The sequence below is a fragment of the Pseudoalteromonas sp. SD03 genome (assembly GCF_040937955.1).
GTDB classification, from domain to species: domain Bacteria; phylum Pseudomonadota; class Gammaproteobacteria; order Enterobacterales; family Alteromonadaceae; genus Pseudoalteromonas; species Pseudoalteromonas tetraodonis.
In genome coordinates this window covers 709,291-725,162 of record NZ_CP162515.1, presented here as the reverse complement: position 1 = coordinate 725,162, position 15,872 = coordinate 709,291, and the positions used below count along the sequence as shown (strand labels likewise).

The 15,872-nt window shown below is 38.2% G+C and carries 10 protein-coding genes; 7 read left to right on the top strand and 3 right to left on the bottom strand.

Annotation, left to right across the window (positions count from 1 at the left end):
* The first annotated feature begins 53 nt into the window (after window positions 1-53).
* Together ABZP26_RS19515 and ABZP26_RS19510 are read left to right on the top strand one after the other, a co-directional pair.
* Window positions 54-6,365 (top strand): M4 family metallopeptidase, encoded by a 6,312-nt coding sequence (locus tag ABZP26_RS19515; protein ID WP_368485727.1) that lies wholly within the window; start codon window positions 54-56, stop codon window positions 6,363-6,365.
* A 130-nt stretch (window positions 6,366-6,495) separates the two neighbouring features.
* A complete protein-coding gene (locus ABZP26_RS19510) occupies window positions 6,496-6,963 on the top strand; it encodes a hypothetical protein (protein WP_058156080.1) in 468 nt (155 codons plus the stop codon).
* Here ABZP26_RS19510 and ABZP26_RS19505 read toward each other — a convergent pair.
* From ABZP26_RS19505 to ABZP26_RS19495, 3 genes are all read right to left on the bottom strand, one after another.
* Window positions 6,958-8,220 carry a Y-family DNA polymerase gene (locus ABZP26_RS19505; RefSeq protein ID WP_058156082.1) on the bottom strand — a complete coding sequence of 421 codons (1,263 nt, stop codon included), beginning with the start codon at window positions 8,218-8,220 and terminating at the stop codon, window positions 6,958-6,960. The two genes, ABZP26_RS19510 and ABZP26_RS19505, sit on opposite strands and share 6 nt — an antisense overlap.
* A complete protein-coding gene (locus ABZP26_RS19500) occupies window positions 8,208-8,621 on the bottom strand; it encodes a LexA family transcriptional regulator (RefSeq protein ID WP_013463339.1) in 414 nt (137 codons plus the stop codon). The genes ABZP26_RS19505 and ABZP26_RS19500 overlap by 13 nt, the downstream gene beginning before the upstream one ends.
* A gap of 81 nt (window positions 8,622-8,702) precedes the next feature.
* A complete protein-coding gene (locus ABZP26_RS19495) occupies window positions 8,703-9,122 on the bottom strand; it encodes a MarR family winged helix-turn-helix transcriptional regulator (RefSeq protein ID WP_028834599.1) in 420 nt (139 codons plus the stop codon).
* Window positions 9,123-9,224: 102 nt separating this feature from the next.
* On the opposite strand from ABZP26_RS19495, the gene ABZP26_RS19490 reads away from it, so the two are divergent.
* The 5 genes from ABZP26_RS19490 (at window position 9,225) to ABZP26_RS19470 (ending at window position 15,206) form a co-directional block, all read left to right on the top strand.
* A complete protein-coding gene (locus tag ABZP26_RS19490; RefSeq protein WP_368485726.1) occupies window positions 9,225-9,971 on the top strand; it encodes a siderophore-interacting protein in 747 nt (248 codons plus the stop codon).
* A 144-nt stretch (window positions 9,972-10,115) separates the two neighbouring features.
* The gene (locus ABZP26_RS19485) at window positions 10,116-11,108 is read left to right on the top strand and encodes an LLM class flavin-dependent oxidoreductase (RefSeq protein WP_013463342.1); all 993 of its coding nucleotides are present in this window, start codon (window positions 10,116-10,118) and stop codon (window positions 11,106-11,108) included.
* A gap of 224 nt (window positions 11,109-11,332) precedes the next feature.
* Complete coding sequence (locus ABZP26_RS19480; protein WP_013463343.1) at window positions 11,333-12,328, top strand: patatin family protein; 996 nt, start codon at window positions 11,333-11,335, stop codon at window positions 12,326-12,328.
* A gap of 330 nt (window positions 12,329-12,658) precedes the next feature.
* Window positions 12,659-14,065: a sodium:alanine symporter family protein gene (locus ABZP26_RS19475; protein ID WP_013463345.1), complete on the top strand. Its 1,407-nt coding sequence runs from the start codon at window positions 12,659-12,661 to the stop codon at window positions 14,063-14,065.
* Window positions 14,066-14,159: 94 nt separating this feature from the next.
* Window positions 14,160-15,206, top strand: a complete 1,047-nt coding sequence (locus ABZP26_RS19470; protein ID WP_368485725.1) for a patatin-like phospholipase family protein — start codon at window positions 14,160-14,162, stop codon at window positions 15,204-15,206.
* Window positions 15,207-15,872 lie beyond the last annotated feature (666 nt).

Below are 15,872 nucleotides of genomic sequence, written 5' to 3'. Positions count from 1 at the left end.
CGTTTTTAAATGAATAAACACTGAATAATTATAATATACGACATAGGAATGTTATGTATAAAACACTTTCATCAGGATTGATAGCATTTTGCTTTTTGAACACGCTAAGTTCCCAAGCTGCTGTTTCACAGCGAATAAACAAATCATCCACCCAAGAAGTTAAGCAACTTTTAAATCAAAACCCTTCTATTGCTAATACATCTTCTGCAAGTTCTTATTTTGTAGAATTAAAGCAACCTCAATTGAGCCTTTCACAACAAGTTAATGCATCTTCTAAAAAGATGCAGCAATACTTTTCTGGGGTTCCAGTGTGGGGTCAGCAAATTAGAGTTCAGTCTAACTCTGAACATATTAGTGGTTTTTTTGCTAAAAACATTAACTTCGCATCTTTGAATAAAACAGCGACCGCTACTTTTGATGAGTTAAAAGCGGTTAAATCGTTGCTGACTAAGTCTAAATTAGATGATTCACTAGAGAGTGAAATAATAAATAATAAGCGCTACATTTATATTCATGATGGAAAAGCGTACTATGTTCGCTTAATTGAACTCAAAGTAACTGAGAATGGCATTGAAAAAATGCCAATAGGTTTAATAAGTGAATCGACTTATCAGATTTTTGAACTGTGGGATAATATTCAAAGTGTTGACGGTAAAGGACCTGGTGGTAATCAAAAGATTGGCCAATATGAATACGGTACAGATAAAGACGCATTTAATGTTACCCAAGTTGGCGATACTTGTTTTTTAGAAAATGACAAAGTAAAAACAGTCACTATGGAATCGGGCTCTGAGCCAAGTGAAGCCTTTTCATTCACATGTAATCGTAATACGCATAAGGAAATAAATGGTGCTTTTTCCCCATTAAATGACGCTCATGCATTTGGAACTGCAGTTTTTGATATGTATCAACAATGGTACAACACTGCACCGCTTACATTTCAATTGTTAATGCGAGTTCACAGTGGTGATAACTGGGAAAATGCCACTTGGAATGGCCAAGCAATGACCTTTGGTGATGGCGCTGATAGGTTTTATCCGCTGGTTTCTCTTGATATTGTATCTCATGAGGTTAGCCATGGCTTTACTAGTCAAAACTCCAATCTTATTTACTCTAATCAATCAGGCGGAATTAACGAGTCTTTCTCTGATATGGCAGGTGAAACTGCAGAGTATTTTTTACGTGGTGAAACCGACTGGTTATCAGGGGCGGATATTTCAAAAGTAGAGCCAGCTCTTCGTTACTTTGAAACGCCTTCATTAGATGGTGTTTCTATTGATAAAGCCAGCGATTTTTATCCGGGCATGGATGTTCACTTTAGTAGTGGTGTTTTTAACCGTGCTTTTTTCCTGCTTTCAAATACTGATGGTTGGGATCCTCAAAAAGCGTTTGAAATAATGCTAAAAGCAAATCAAAACTACTGGGTTAGCTCGAGTGGTTTTATCGATGGTGCATGTGGTGCAATCAACTCTGCAATTGACCTACGTTATAATGCATCTGATGTAATTTCAGCATTTAATGAAGTAGAAGTTATTTGCGATAATATTAAGTTTGTCGATACTGATTCAGATTTAATGGATGATAACTGGGAACTGTTATACGGACTAGACCCTTCAGATGCCGATGATGCCAACTTAGATTTGGACCAAGATGGTCTTTCTAACTTGGAAGAATACTTAGCAAATACTCTTCCAAACTCAGTTGATACTGATGCTGATAGTTTATCTGATTACGATGAATTAAACGTCTACATGACGTTGCCTAACAACGTGGATTCAGATTCCGATCGTATGCCAGATGGCTGGGAAGTCACTTTTTCATTTAATCCACTCGATGCAGCTGATGCAGAACTTGATTTTGATTCCGATAGCTGGGCTAACTTAATTGAGTACTATGGCAACAGCGACCCAACTGATCCAAACTCTGAACCTTCTATTTTTCCTGAAACTACTTATAATTTTGATGACGCAGTTGTCCCTGAATTTTTAGTTTCTTCAACCCCTCAAACGCCTTGGTTTATTACTGATTATGACGGCCACGATGGCTTAGTGTTAACTAACAGTGATATTACTGATTCGCAACAAACGAGTGTTGAATTTCAATTTATAAGTGACGAACAACGTTTTGTTAACTTTAACTACTTATTGGAAACTGAAGCAAATTATGACTTCTTTAAAGTTTATATTAACGACACACTAGTTCTTGATGAGTCAGGCCTAACTGATTGGAAGGTGGCTTCTTTTCCATTACCTACTGGGTTTAATACAGTTAAGTTTGTATACACTAAAGACGTTATAGTGTCTGAAGGTTTAGATGCTGTATTTATCGATAATTTATACATTGGGCCTAGTTTCCCTGACTCTGATGGTGATGGTATGTCAGATATGTGGGAATTATCGTATGGTTTGGATATAAATACTGACGACTCAGCGCTTGATTTAGATAACGATGGTTTATCTAACCTTCTTGAGTTTTTAAATAACGGTTTACCTAACAACTCAGATACTGATGGCGATTTAATGCCTGATGGGTGGGAGTATAACAACAGTCTAAATCTTACAGATGCCGCTGATGCGTCACAAGATGCTGACAATGATGGATTTACTAACTTCACAGAGTATCAAGCAAATACAGATCCTCAGTCAGATACTTCTTACCCTGTTGTTTTAAATATCACAACGTCATTCGAAGGCGATACACTTCCAACATGGATGACTGAGTCAGTAGACTCAAGTGCGCCGTTTTTTATCACAAACGACTTTGCCACACAGGGCTCACAAAGTATTCGCTCGGGAGACATCACTGATTCTCAGTTTAGCGGGTTTACCGTCACGGGTTTATTTGAAGAAGGGGTTTTAGCGTTCGATTATAAGATTGATTCTGAAGCGTGTTGTGACTTTTTTATCGTGACTATAGATGGTCAAGAAGTTATTGGTAATGCTGAACGTGGAAATTTGGACGCACCTGAACCAACTTCATTTTTAGTTAATATTAGTGAAGGGGTGCATAAGATTGAGTTCAAATATACCAAAGACGGATCAGTATCAACTGATGCTGATGCAGTATGGCTTGATAATTTTGCTATGCTTCCAGTCGGTGATCAAACCGATACTGATAACGATCAAATGCCAGACTATTGGGAACTACTAAATGGTTTAAATCGTTTTGATGCAAGTGATGCACTATCTGACAAAGACGCTGACAGCCTTTCAGCCCTTGATGAGTATAACCTAGGAACAAATCCAAATTCATCTGACACAGATTCTGATGAGTTAAGTGATGGCTATGAAGTTATTAATGGCTTGCTACCACTTGACCCTTCAGATGCGAGTTTAGATTCTGATGCTGATGGTTATACTAATATCCAAGAGTTCTATGGGCAAAGCCTTGCTAATGACGCAACATCAACTGTGCAGTCTTTTTCTCAGCTAAATGAAAGCTTTGAAGAAGGGCTTTTGCCAGCTATGTTTACTGAGCTTGCAGAGCACTCTACTCAATGGCAGCTTAATACCAACTGGTCTACGGATGGTACATCAAGCTTAAGCCTAAATGCTTCTCCAGCAGGTAGTATAAGCGGCTTTGCAATTGCAGGGTTATTTGAGGCGGGGTTCATTAATTTAGATTACTTTTCAAACAGTAACTCGTCATTTCAAATTAGTGTTAACGGTACTCAGTACAATATTAAGCATTATCGCTCTCGTTTGTTAATTCCTGTAAATGATGGTTTTAATATTGTGAAGGTAAAATACGAAAGCCCTTACTTAGCAGATATGCCTTTTTCAGTTGATAATATCTCATGGACTGCTGAGCTGGATGTAGTTAGTGACTTTGATGGCGACGGTATTCCAGACTATTGGGAAGCACAGAATGGACTAAATGCACTTGACTCTTATGATGCATCAAATGATCCAGACTACGACGGTTTATCTAACTTAAACGAGTATCAGATGTCGAGTAATCCGCTTTCTACAGATACAGATGGCGACGGTGTGCAAGATAGTGAAGATAGCCACCCAACTGATTCTAGTTTGGGTGAAAATATAGCCCCTGTTTTTGTATCAAGTTTAGAGCCTATTACTCTTGAAGCAACTTCTCAAAATACTAACCTTACAAATATTTTTGTTCCTGAGGCAACTGATAACGGACATTTAGAACCTTATGTTTATGCTGCTTCTGGGTCTTACTTGCCCCTTGGTGAACATCAAATTACATGGGTTGCTCGTGATTATGTTGGTAACGAAACTACGGCTATTCAAACGGTAACCTTGGTTGACACAACGCCACCTGTTATACAAAACTATTACTCAGTTAATGTTTATGGCAGCTCAATTGATGACATAAAAGCGGCATTATTTAACTCTAATGCTATCTACGATAGTGTATCGGATGTGGCCACTATCGATATTGATAGTAACTTTGTGTTCAGAACGGGGGATACTTTAATTCCTGTTTCTGCCGCTGATGGAGCGGGTAATACTTCTACAGGTGAAATAAATGCTCGTGTTTTTCCTAAGGTTAGTATCCAGCCTACTACCTATGTTTACCAAGATGGTAATGCGGTTATTGATGTATTCATAAGTGGTAAAAGCCCTTACGGTTCAGTAAGCTTTGATCTGATTGGAAATAATACTAGTAAATATATATCTACAAATCAGCATGGTCTTGTCAAGGTAGTGCTAGAACGTGAGTTCTTTGAAAATGCGTCGAATATTCGCATTAATACGAGAAGCAGCTCATTTACTGATAGAAATGATACTAGCCAGTTAGTATTTCTAAATGAAACTGCAAAACCTGAATTCATTACTAATTTATATCAGAATGGAAAAGTAATAAGCAAGATAGTTCAACGCGATTCGTCAGACTTTATTGTTGATGTTCATGCAGTTAATTTACCTAGTGCAGCAAGTGATAACTCAATAGAGCTCCAGCTATCTTCACAAGGTGATTACTTTGTAAATAAAATTGGTCCCTCAAAGTGGAATATTACATTTACGCCTCAATTACTTACAGATTCTGACAATCTAGACATTGCATTCACTATAAAACAAAATAGCGAAGCTGTTGCAACGGATCAAATTAGTTTACGTGTGATTGACGCAGTTACTTTCAATGATCCTGAGTTAGATACTGATGGTGATGGTATTTCTGATGCTGAAGAAGGTGTGAGTGATGGCGATAAAGACGGCATTGTTGATTACTTAGATAGCTCTTCTATTACGCACTCAGCTGTTTTAGATTCAGGCGATATGGTTCGTAGCATCGATGAGTTTAATCATTTGTCAGTAGGTGATATTAAACAGGCTACTGTAACGCAAATGATTGCTGATATGTCTATTTCAGAGCAAGACTTAAGTACTTACTTTGATAGCTTAGACATTGCAGAACCTCACTTTCAAGCTAAAAGTGATATTGTAAATATTCACATTACTCTTTCAAACTCATCGGGTACGTCTGAAATTGCGATACCAGAGTACGTTAACTCTATTTTAAGTTCAGAGATGCAAATTCGTTTGTTATCTAATACAGGCTGGCAGTCGGTTTCAATGCTAACTGGTAACGTCTACGAGCAAATTTGTTCAGGTTGCTTTACTTTTGCAGTAACAGACGGCAGTGAATTTGACTTAGACGGTCAAGTTAATGGTGAGATTGAATTAGTTGCTAAGTTAGCTGAAGAAAGCTTAAACCAAGCGCCAGTTTTAGATGTAACAATTCCAGCAACAATTGAAGAGCTTACAACTATTGAGCTTGATGCGTCAGGAACAACAGACCCTGATGGTGACCTACTAAGTTTTGAGTGGAGTATTGATCATCCTCAATTATCACTGACGCCTTCAGAGACAGACAGTAAAGCGACACTGACTGTAGGTGAAATAGAGCAAACGTTCACTACAGATATCACTTTATTAATCTCAGATGGTTACGAGCAATTTACAGAGATATATACAGTGACCTTTATGCACGTTAATCAATTACCAGCAGTTGAGTTGAGCTCATCTTCTTTATCGGTTGATGAGGGTAAAGAAGTTAGCGTTACAGCAACTGCGACAGACAAAGAGTCATCTGAACTTACTTACAGATGGGTTCAAACACAAGGTATAGAAGTCGCAATTGAAAATGTTAATTCAAGTACATTGTCGTTTATGGCGCCAAATGTATCTGTAACAAGTGAACTTGGCTTTAAACTTAGTGTTTCTGATGGTGAAGGGGAGACAGAGCAAAGTGTTATCGTTACTATTAATAATGTACCTGAAGCACTTGCAACACCTAAAGAAGGTGATAAAAGTGGAGGAGGTTCTTTCAGTTTCTTCTTATTACTTTTAGCCGCTTTGTTTGTTTATAGAAGAGTACAGTTGTTACACAAATAACAACAGTCTGCTTTATAACTATTAAATCCCTTGATTGTTATCAAGGGATTTTTTTTTGCATAAATTTTAAAATAAGTAAGTAGGCTTAATGTGTTAAGCTAATTATATTGTGACTCGTTAGGTTTTTTTAATGAAGAATTATAAAGTTCTATTGTGTATTGGTTGTTTGTTTTTTGCTAATCAGTCTTTTGCTAAAACGATTTTACCTAGTAACAAAACTAAGTTTGTTAGCTTGTTTAATAGTAAAGTTGGCGATTATGAATTAATTTCAGGCGATGCTCGCTATTGTGATTCAGGTTCATTAATGTGGCTCGATAGAAATAATACCGATTTGGGTTTTAGACTTGGTAGTTTAATTTCTTTTATTGATTTACATAATGGAACACAAACTAATAAAGTCCCTGATTTTTGCCTAGTGACTACTAAGTTTAAATATACGAATATTGGTTTAACAATGGATTTGCGCCAAGACAGGTGTGACAATAATAGCGATACATTAGATGTTAGCCGCACGCTAAATTTTGTTTCTGACACACAGTTAGAATATTCGATTAAAAATGCTAATGTTCAATGTAAGTTTGAATTAAAGCGTCTATAAATCGCATTTTATTTTTGGAATATCACGCCAACGAGTCGTGTATTGCGGCGATAAAAAAGCCCTGTTCATATGCCAATGATCATTTAATTGGCTGCTCGCCACGCTAAGCATTCCTTTACCGTATCTATGATTAATAGCATCTAAACAGCTCATTAACTGCGGGTTATCGGTTTGCTTATCAAATAAATGATGTTGTTGAAACTGCTGCGGGCTGAGCTCTAATGCGCCCACACCACATTTATAAAATCGAATTCCCGGTTGATATATTTGCTCAAAACTCTTTGATACCGCATTGGCCATAACGCGAGTATCGTTAGTAGGCGGATCAAATTGATGCATAACTGACTTTTTATAAAAGGCGTGTTCATGTGATGAGCTGGCAGCAAAAATATAAATACGATGAGTTAGCGACTGTTGCGCTCTTAATTTTTGTGCAACTACACTAGCATGATTTATTAGGGCGGTTTTAACTGCATCGGGGTCGCAAAGTCGCTGACCAAAACTACGAGTTGAAAAAATAGCTTGTTTATCTTGGCGTACATCATCCCAGTTTAAACAGGTAATGCCGTTGAGCTCGTTAATTGTGCGCTCAAGCACCACACTAAATTGGCGGCGAATTGTTTTTGGGCTTTGCTCAGCCAGTTGCCACGCGGTATGAATGTCCATGAGAGCCAGCTTTTTAGCTAAACGTTTGCCCACCCCCCAAACATCTTGGCAGTGCATTCGTTGCAAAATAGTGCGGCGACTTACTTCATCGTCAATCACTGCAACACCATTAAAGCCAGTTAGTTTTTTAGCTGCATGGTTAGCGGCTTTGGCTAAGGTCGGTGTTGGCCCAAAGCCAACCCCAACAGGGAGTTTGGTTTCGCGCCATACAGTACGCCTAATTAGTTGCCCATATGCTTGCCAATCGTTAATTAAAGGTTGATAACCATTAAAGTGTAAAAACGATTCATCGATACTGTAAACATGCTGGGTGTCACAAAAGCGGCCAATTACACTCATCATCCGGTCGCTTAAATTAGCGTATAGTTCATAGTTACTAGAGCGTACAACCACATTGTTTTGTTCTAGTAACTGCTTAACTTTAAAGTAAGGGCCAAATTTAGGAATATTAAGCTTACGCGCAATTGGGCAGACCGCACACACACAACCGTCGTTATTGGTAAGCACCACCACAGGTTTTGAGCGAATAGCGGGGTCAAATACTTTTTCGGCGCTGGCATAAAACGCCACGGCATCAACTAAGGCATACATGAAAGTAACTCAGGGCTTTGGCGATGCAGCCTAATAGAGCGAGTTACCACACCTTCAAGCTGAAACTCATCTGACTCAGTCAATTGCACCGGCTTATAAGCAGAAGAGGCTGATAGCAAGCGTGCATTGGTCTTATCAAGCAGCTTACATACAAATAAACCATTTAAGTTAGCCACAATAACATCGCCATCTTTTGGTATTTCAGCGCGGTCAACCAACAGTAAGTCGCCCTCAAAAATACCAATTTCTTGCATAGAGCACCCAGACGCTATCCCAATAAACGTGGCATCAGGGTGCTTTATTAATAACTCATCAAGTGAAACGCCAAGCTCTGTATATTGTGCTGCAGGTGACTCAAATCCGCATACACCGGCCTCTATATAAATGGGAATAACAAACATAACACAACCTAAAACGCATATACTGTATAAGTGTACAGTATATGCGTTTTATATAAGTTATGCCAAGTAATGGATCTGCGATCAATCCATATTTTTGATCATTTGCTGAGCTGTATCTAAGAAGTCATTGATTTGCTGTGGGTTTAAGTTTTTACACATTTGCGCATTTACATGCTGCTCAGCGTTTAATAATTTGTCGTAAAGCGTGCACCCTTGTGCGGTAAACGACAGAATAAAACAACGCTTGTCATGCTCACTGGCATTTTTATGAATTAAGTTTAGCGCGAGCAGTTCTTTCACTAACCGTGCTATTTGGGCTTTGTCGCGTTGGGTTTGATTCACAATATCGTTAGCAGTGCACTGAGGTGTCGCTGCAATAATATGCAGACAACGTACATGCATCGCGTTTAATCCAAGCTCACCTGCATTAATGGCTTCGCGTATGGTAACGCGATAATTTTGCATTAAAGCAAATAATGTATTGGCCAATGAAGAGTTCATAATAAATCCATAATGGTTGATAAAGTCAATTAAATTGCTATAGTTGATTTTATCAACCAATGGGGCGTTGTGCAATTCATCATTTTAGTGAGGTAAATTTATATGGGTAAAAAAGTACGCAAAGCAACCGTATTAAGCACAAAGCAAATAACCCCACATTTAAAACGCATTATTGTCGGCTCAGATGAGTTTAACGACCTGAGTGCCCAATACATTGGTAACTACGTTAAGGTGCTTATTCCACAAAATGGTCGCGTTGACTTTAATATTAAAACTACGTGTATGCGTTCATACACTATAAGACATGTTGATGAGCACACTGGTGCACTTACCCTCGACTTTGTGATAAATATGCACCAAGGCCCAGCCACTAATTGGGCTAAAGAAGCAAAAGTAGGCGAGGAAGTGGGTATAACAGGGCCAGGCCCTAAAAAGTTGGATAACTATGATCATTCATATTATCTATTACTTGGCGATTTAACTTCGGTTAATGCAATTAAAGGCTACGTGCAACAATTGCCTATAAACGCAAAAATTGACGCGATTATTCATGCACCAACAAAAGATGATGTGATTAGCTTAGACTCCTCGCGTGATGTAACTTGGTTAATAACAAATAACCCCGATACAGATATGATAAACGCATTAAAATCGCTACCACTTAGTGAGCAACAACCTATTGTATTTATGGCACTTGAGGCTGGCTTAGTCCGTAAAGCAAAAACCATATTAACTGATGAATTAGCTATACCGCGCAGTCAAATTGTTGCATCGGGCTATTGGAAAAAAGGGCTTGATTCAGAAGCTTATAAACTAAAGCGTCAACACGCTGCGGCTAAAAATAGTTAACTTAATTGTTGTTCAATCACATCGCTATTTAGCTTTTAAAAGGCAAGGCGCCTTGAATTGACTGTAATGTACACCCATCTCTTAGCGTAGACTCATTATTTATGGCTAGCGCTATAAATCGCTATTTAATTTGGAGGTGCTACTTTGTTATCAACCATTCCTTTTTCGTTATTAGAACTGGCGCCTATGCCTAAGGGTGCCACTGTGAGTGACACCTTAAATAAAAGTACAGCCTACGCACAAAAAGCCGAGGAACTCGGTTTTAACCGTTTTTGGTTAGCCGAGCATCATAATATGCCTGGGATTGTTTGTGCGGCTACTTCAATTTTGGTGGGGCACATAGCCGGTAACACTAAAAAAATACGCGTAGGGTCGGGTGGAATTATGTTACCTAATCATGCTTCTTTAGTTGTTGCTGAGCAATTTGGCACCTTAGAAAGTTTATACCCAGGTCGAATTGATTTAGGGTTAGGGCGCGCCCCGGGTAGCGATCCTGTGACAAGTCGTGCATTAAATAACGATATCAGTCGTGCTGAAAACTTTCCTAATGAAGTGAGCGAGTTACAAACATTATTGGGCCCTTATGAGGGAACTAAGCGCGTGCGAGCAATACCTGGTGAAAACACCAATGTGCCCATTTGGCTTTTAGGTTCAAGTTTATTTAGTGCGCAGTTAGCTGCACAAAAAGGATTACCCTATGTATTTGCGGGGCACTTTGCACCGCGTTTTGTGCATGATGCAATAGCCTTGTATAAACGAGAATTTAAACCATCAAATGTATTAGCTAAGCCTTATGTCATGTTGGCATTACCTTTAGTGGCTGCAGATACAGATGAAGAAGCACAGTACTTATCAACTACATCCAAACAGCGAGTGTTATCGTTAATTAGAGGCGACGAGCTGTGGTTAAAACCCCCAGTAGAAACAATGGAAGGTTTGTGGAGCGAACAAGAGCGCGCTCATGTTGAGAGCTTTTTAGGATTAAGTGTTACCGGTGGGCCAGCCAGTATTAAACACAAGCTAGAAATGATTGTAAATCAATTAGGGGTTGATGAGCTTATATTCACCAACGACTTATTTGATAATGAAAAGCGCCATAAAGCGCTTGAAATTTTAATGCAAATAAAACATGGATAAGCAATTGGTTAAGCAAGCGTACACTCAACGCTTGTTATGCTATTAAACAGATTAAAGTTGATTACGTCGGGGCCATTTTACATTATTTTAAAAAGTGGCAATGAAAAAGCTTGTTCTATTTTTTCAATAGAACTGATTTAAACAATCAATTTTAATTATGAATATTGAACGATTATTATAAGGGTATGCAACAAAATTCAGCTAAATAAATAGGAAGGTAAAGCGTGAAATCTCAAAATAGTACGACACCCCATTCAGGCAACAACTCAGTGCAGCCAAAAGTAGCGCTGATAGCAGAAGGTGGCGGACAACGAGGGATATTTACCGCGGGTGTACTCGATGCCTGGTTAGAGCAAGAGTATGATCCATTTGACTTATTTATTGGCACATCTGCAGGCTCTCAAAACTTAACAAGCTATTTGGCGCGTCAAAAAGGCTATGCTAAACGCCTGATCAGAGGCCTTTCGCGTCATAAACGTTTTTTTCAATTAGGTCGCGGCCTAATGGGTAAACATATTGTTGACCTAGATTGGTACTTTGATAAAACTACCGAAGTGAACAGAGCGCTTGATTTTAAAACCGCAAAAGCCAGTTTAGGTGACCGTGAGCTATTAATTACTGCAACTAATGCCCGTGATCGCAAACCTTATTTTTTATCCCCAACAGGGGAAGGCCAGCAATGGCGAGAGCTATTAAAAGCGTCAAGTGCACTGCCATTTTTATATAAGCAAGGTGTAAAATTGACGCCGTGGTTAAATGCATTAGCCGCAAATGAATTAGGTAAGACCGAGATACAGTCAGAGTCTGATTTTTACTTAGACGGTGGCCTTGCCGCACCGCTTCCTGTACGCGAAGCATATAATCGTGGCGCACGCAAAATTGTGGTTATACGCACCGTTGATGAAGCCTTTCAGGCTCAATCAGCATGGGTAAGTAAATTAAAATCATTTGTTGAAGTATCTGGCTATTGCCCAAAAACAATAGACTACTTATTACAACATGAGCAAGCTTACGAAGATGAGTTAGCATTTATTGCTAACCCACCAAAAGATGTAGAAATAATCCAAATTTTTGCAAATCAAAAGTTGTATAGTAAGTTATTAGGCAGCTCAAATGATGACTTACGATTTGACTATAAACTTGGTTTAGCAGCAGGCCATAACTACTTAAAAAACCATCACCCAGATCAGGATGATTATAAACACAGCTACATAGCGTAGCTGTGTGTTTATTATCAGCAAGGTAATAAATCATCATTTATTGTTCTCATGGCAGTCATTTAGCCGTGAGAAATTTTCGTTTTTTTTACCTCAAAAATAACGCGCGAACGGTTATTAAAGCACGCGACTAATTCCTTCCTAAAACATTCCTTTTACATCAGCAATTACACTGCAATATAAATTAGTTATTGGGTGAATTTATATTCACCAATAAAGAAAAATAATTCACATCTAATTAGCTTTATTATAAAGTGGCTAAGTCTCTACTAAACTTAAACACTCACGTCGCTAAATTAATACCGTGGCAAATAATAATAAAAAGGAAGCCTGATGTTCGACACGCTGATCAAAAGTGTAAATAGCCTTTTATGGGGCGAAGGCCAAGTACTCATTTACATTTTACTTTTTGCTGGCATATGGTTTTCTGTCCGTTTAAAAGCTATTCAACTCGTTAAATTTACACATATGTTTAGCTTGCTAAAAGGTAGTAGCAAGTGTGATAAAAATAACATTAGCTCTTTTCAGGCGTTATGTACCGGGCTTTGTGCGCGTGTTGGTACTGGTAATTTAGCCGGTGTGGCTGTTGCTATATCACTTGGTGGAAGTGGCGCCATATTTTGGATGTGGGTGATTGCCATACTGGGTATGGCGACCGGTTTTGCAGAAAGCATCCTTGGGCAAATTTATAAAATTCGAGATAGTAATGGCGATTTTAGAGGCGGGCCTGCTTATTACATTCAACAAGGTTTAGGCAGTCGCGGCTTTGCCATTGTTTTCGCTTTATGCTTATTTTTAGGTTACGGCTTTACCTTTAGCGCCATGCAAACCAACACCATTACCGATGCGCTTAATTATGCCTTTGAAATTCCCACTCACTACTCCGGCATCGTGATCACTTTGTTAGCCGGTTCAATTATTTTAGGTGGCTTTAAAGCCATCGCCCGCTTTGCTGAGCGAGTAGTCCCTGTTATGGGCATCGTGTTTGTGCTGGTTGCTGTGATAATCACACTGATTAACTTTACCCAAGTACCCAGTATGCTAAAAGATATATTTTTATCTGCATTTGGCTTACAAGAAGCAGGCGCAGGCGCCATGGGGGCGGCGATTAAAAACGGTATTCAACGGGGGTTATATTCAAACGAAGCAGGCGCAGGTAGTGTGCCGCATGCATCGGCAAGTGCCAGCCCCATTCCTAACCACCCGGTTACCCAAGGTTACATACAAATGCTAGGCGTGTTCTTCGACACCATTGTACTTTGTAGCTGTACCGCGGTTATTATTTTATTGGCCGATGTGAACATAAGCGGCGAAATGGAAGGCATTCGTTTAACCCAAAGCGCTATGACCTCACACTTAGCGCAAGGCGGCGTGTATTTTGTAGCCGCTGCCATTACTTTATTTGCTTTTACCTCGGTGGTTGCTAACTACGCCTACGCTGAAAGTAACCTGCACCTATTTAAGCTTGATAACAAAGTAGGGCGCGGTATTTATACTTTGCTTTATTTATCAATGATGTTGTGGGGCGCATCAGCCACATTAAAACAAGTATGGGATTTAGCCGATATTGCCCTAGGGTTAATGACAGTGGTGAACGTAATCGCTATTATACTGTTAACGCCAACTATTTTGTCTGTTACTAACGACTACCACGCACAAAGAGACAAAGGCATAGAGCCTGAATTTAAGGTAAAAAACGTAAAAGTGCAGGGCAAATGTGAAGACGGAATTTGGGATTAAGATTAAAGTTTAAAAGTTTTTTATTGCATAAGTATTCATTTTTAAGTTTGGCTTTAACAACATTAAACTGCGACTCTACAGGTAGTATTTTTAGATGATCGACATTTTTGCAGGTAAAACTGCAGCAAAAATAATAAACGAACAAGGGTTTAAACCTGAGCTTTTTACCTCGTTTTTAGGGGCAAGTGGTGGCCCTAAATGGTTTACCTTATTTGGCTTAGACAAATATATATTTGGCGAATTTTTTAAACATCGCACCCAACCGCTTAATTTAATTGGCTCATCGGCAGGGGCTTTTCGTTCTGCGTGTTTTGCACAAAACGATCCAGTTAAAGCCATTGAACGTTTAGCAAAATCGTATTCGCAAACCCGATATTCTAGTAATAAACCCACCCCAACTGAGATTACCACTAAAGCCCGCGCATTACTTGAAGATGTGTTTGGTGATGATGGCGTTACTGAAATTATAAATAATCCGGTATTTAAAGCGCATTTTATTGTCGCAAAATCTAACGGGTTTATTGCCAGTGAGAATAAATTAATACAGCTTTTGGGTTTATCAAAAAGTTATATGCTTAACCGCGTTAATCGAAAATTATTAGGCTCGCAATATGAGCGTTTTATTTTTGGCGCGCCCAATAGTGATTTAAGTATTACCGACAGCTACAATTTTAAAACTCAAAATATCGCACTCACACAAACAAATTTAAAAGATGCCTTATTGGCATCGGGCTCTATACCACTAGTAATGCAAGGCATAAAAAATATTGCCGGTTCCCCACCAGGAATTTACCGCGATGGCGGCATTATTGATTACCACTTTGATTTAAAAATTAATAACCCAGGCTTAATTTTGTATCCGCATTTTAATTCAGAACCAAAAGCAGGGTGGTTCGATAAAAATTTAAAACGAAAAGTGTCACCAAAAAATTATGATAACGTTGTGATGATCACCCCATCAAAAGAATTTGTCGCGGGTTTACCTTACGGAAAAATCCCAGACAGAAACGACTTTACTGATCTTGATGCAGACACGCGTATTAAATATTGGAACACCGTGTTTAGTGAAACTGAGAAATTGGCCGAGGCGTTTGATAAAAAATTAAATGCTGAGAATTTTGATTTGAAGTTATATAACTAATTTAACTTTAAAAATTAAAATAACCAACTCAAGCGATATAAATGAAAGAGTGTAAGCCTTTATATTAAAGTGTTTAAGTTTTAATTATATTTAATAGTTAGCTTTTTAGGTCGGATAAATAAATATTCTAAGTTTTTTTGTACTTTAAATATTTTATACATGTTTTCTGATATTCATTAAACAATGAAAAGAGAATAATAGATTTTATAAGCGTTAAATTATTTTAGCTGATAGCTGATAGCTGATAGCTGATAGCTGATAGCTGATAGCTGATAGCTGATAGCTGATCACCGTATAAATTACGGTACGTAATATTAAAGAAAAGGGCGAAAAGCCCTTTTTTATTAATTGGTTACATATGCAGTCATTCATGACAGTTTGACCAAATGTAAAAGTTTAAACTTATTAAATTCGGTAATAATCGACAGAATTAATTGCTTAGTATTTTTGAAAACCATTCTTATTGTTAACATACCTTATATGAACTTACCAGTTGAGTTCAAAGCAAAAGCTATACCATTTAATTTAAATATAATGTGTAATAATTAAAAATAATACTTGACAAATTAGGTGTGTTTTGCTGATGGTAAAAAACATGTTATAATGGATTTACATTAAGAGATAAGAAGGATGTTTTACTAAGTAAAGAAACAATAAGAAGAGATA

Bases quoted from the DNA above. Each gene is read 5' to 3' on its own strand.
- ABZP26_RS19500 (WP_013463339.1), bottom strand. From the start codon at position 8,621: ATGTTTGTTATTCCCATTTATATAGAGGCCGGTGTATGCGGATTTGAG.
- ABZP26_RS19490 (WP_368485726.1), top strand. From the start codon at position 9,225: ATGGGTAAAAAAGTACGCAAAGCAACCGTATTAAGCACAAAGCAAATA.
- ABZP26_RS19495 (WP_028834599.1), bottom strand. From the start codon at position 9,122: ATGAACTCTTCATTGGCCAATACATTATTTGCTTTAATGCAAAATTAT.
- ABZP26_RS19515 (WP_368485727.1), top strand. From the start codon at position 54: ATGTATAAAACACTTTCATCAGGATTGATAGCATTTTGCTTTTTGAAC.
- ABZP26_RS19505 (WP_058156082.1), bottom strand. From the start codon at position 8,220: ATGTATGCCTTAGTTGATGCCGTGGCGTTTTATGCCAGCGCCGAAAAA.
- ABZP26_RS19470 (WP_368485725.1), top strand. From the start codon at position 14,160: ATGATCGACATTTTTGCAGGTAAAACTGCAGCAAAAATAATAAACGAA.
- ABZP26_RS19510 (WP_058156080.1), top strand. From the start codon at position 6,496: ATGAAGAATTATAAAGTTCTATTGTGTATTGGTTGTTTGTTTTTTGCT.
- ABZP26_RS19475 (WP_013463345.1), top strand. From the start codon at position 12,659: ATGTTCGACACGCTGATCAAAAGTGTAAATAGCCTTTTATGGGGCGAA.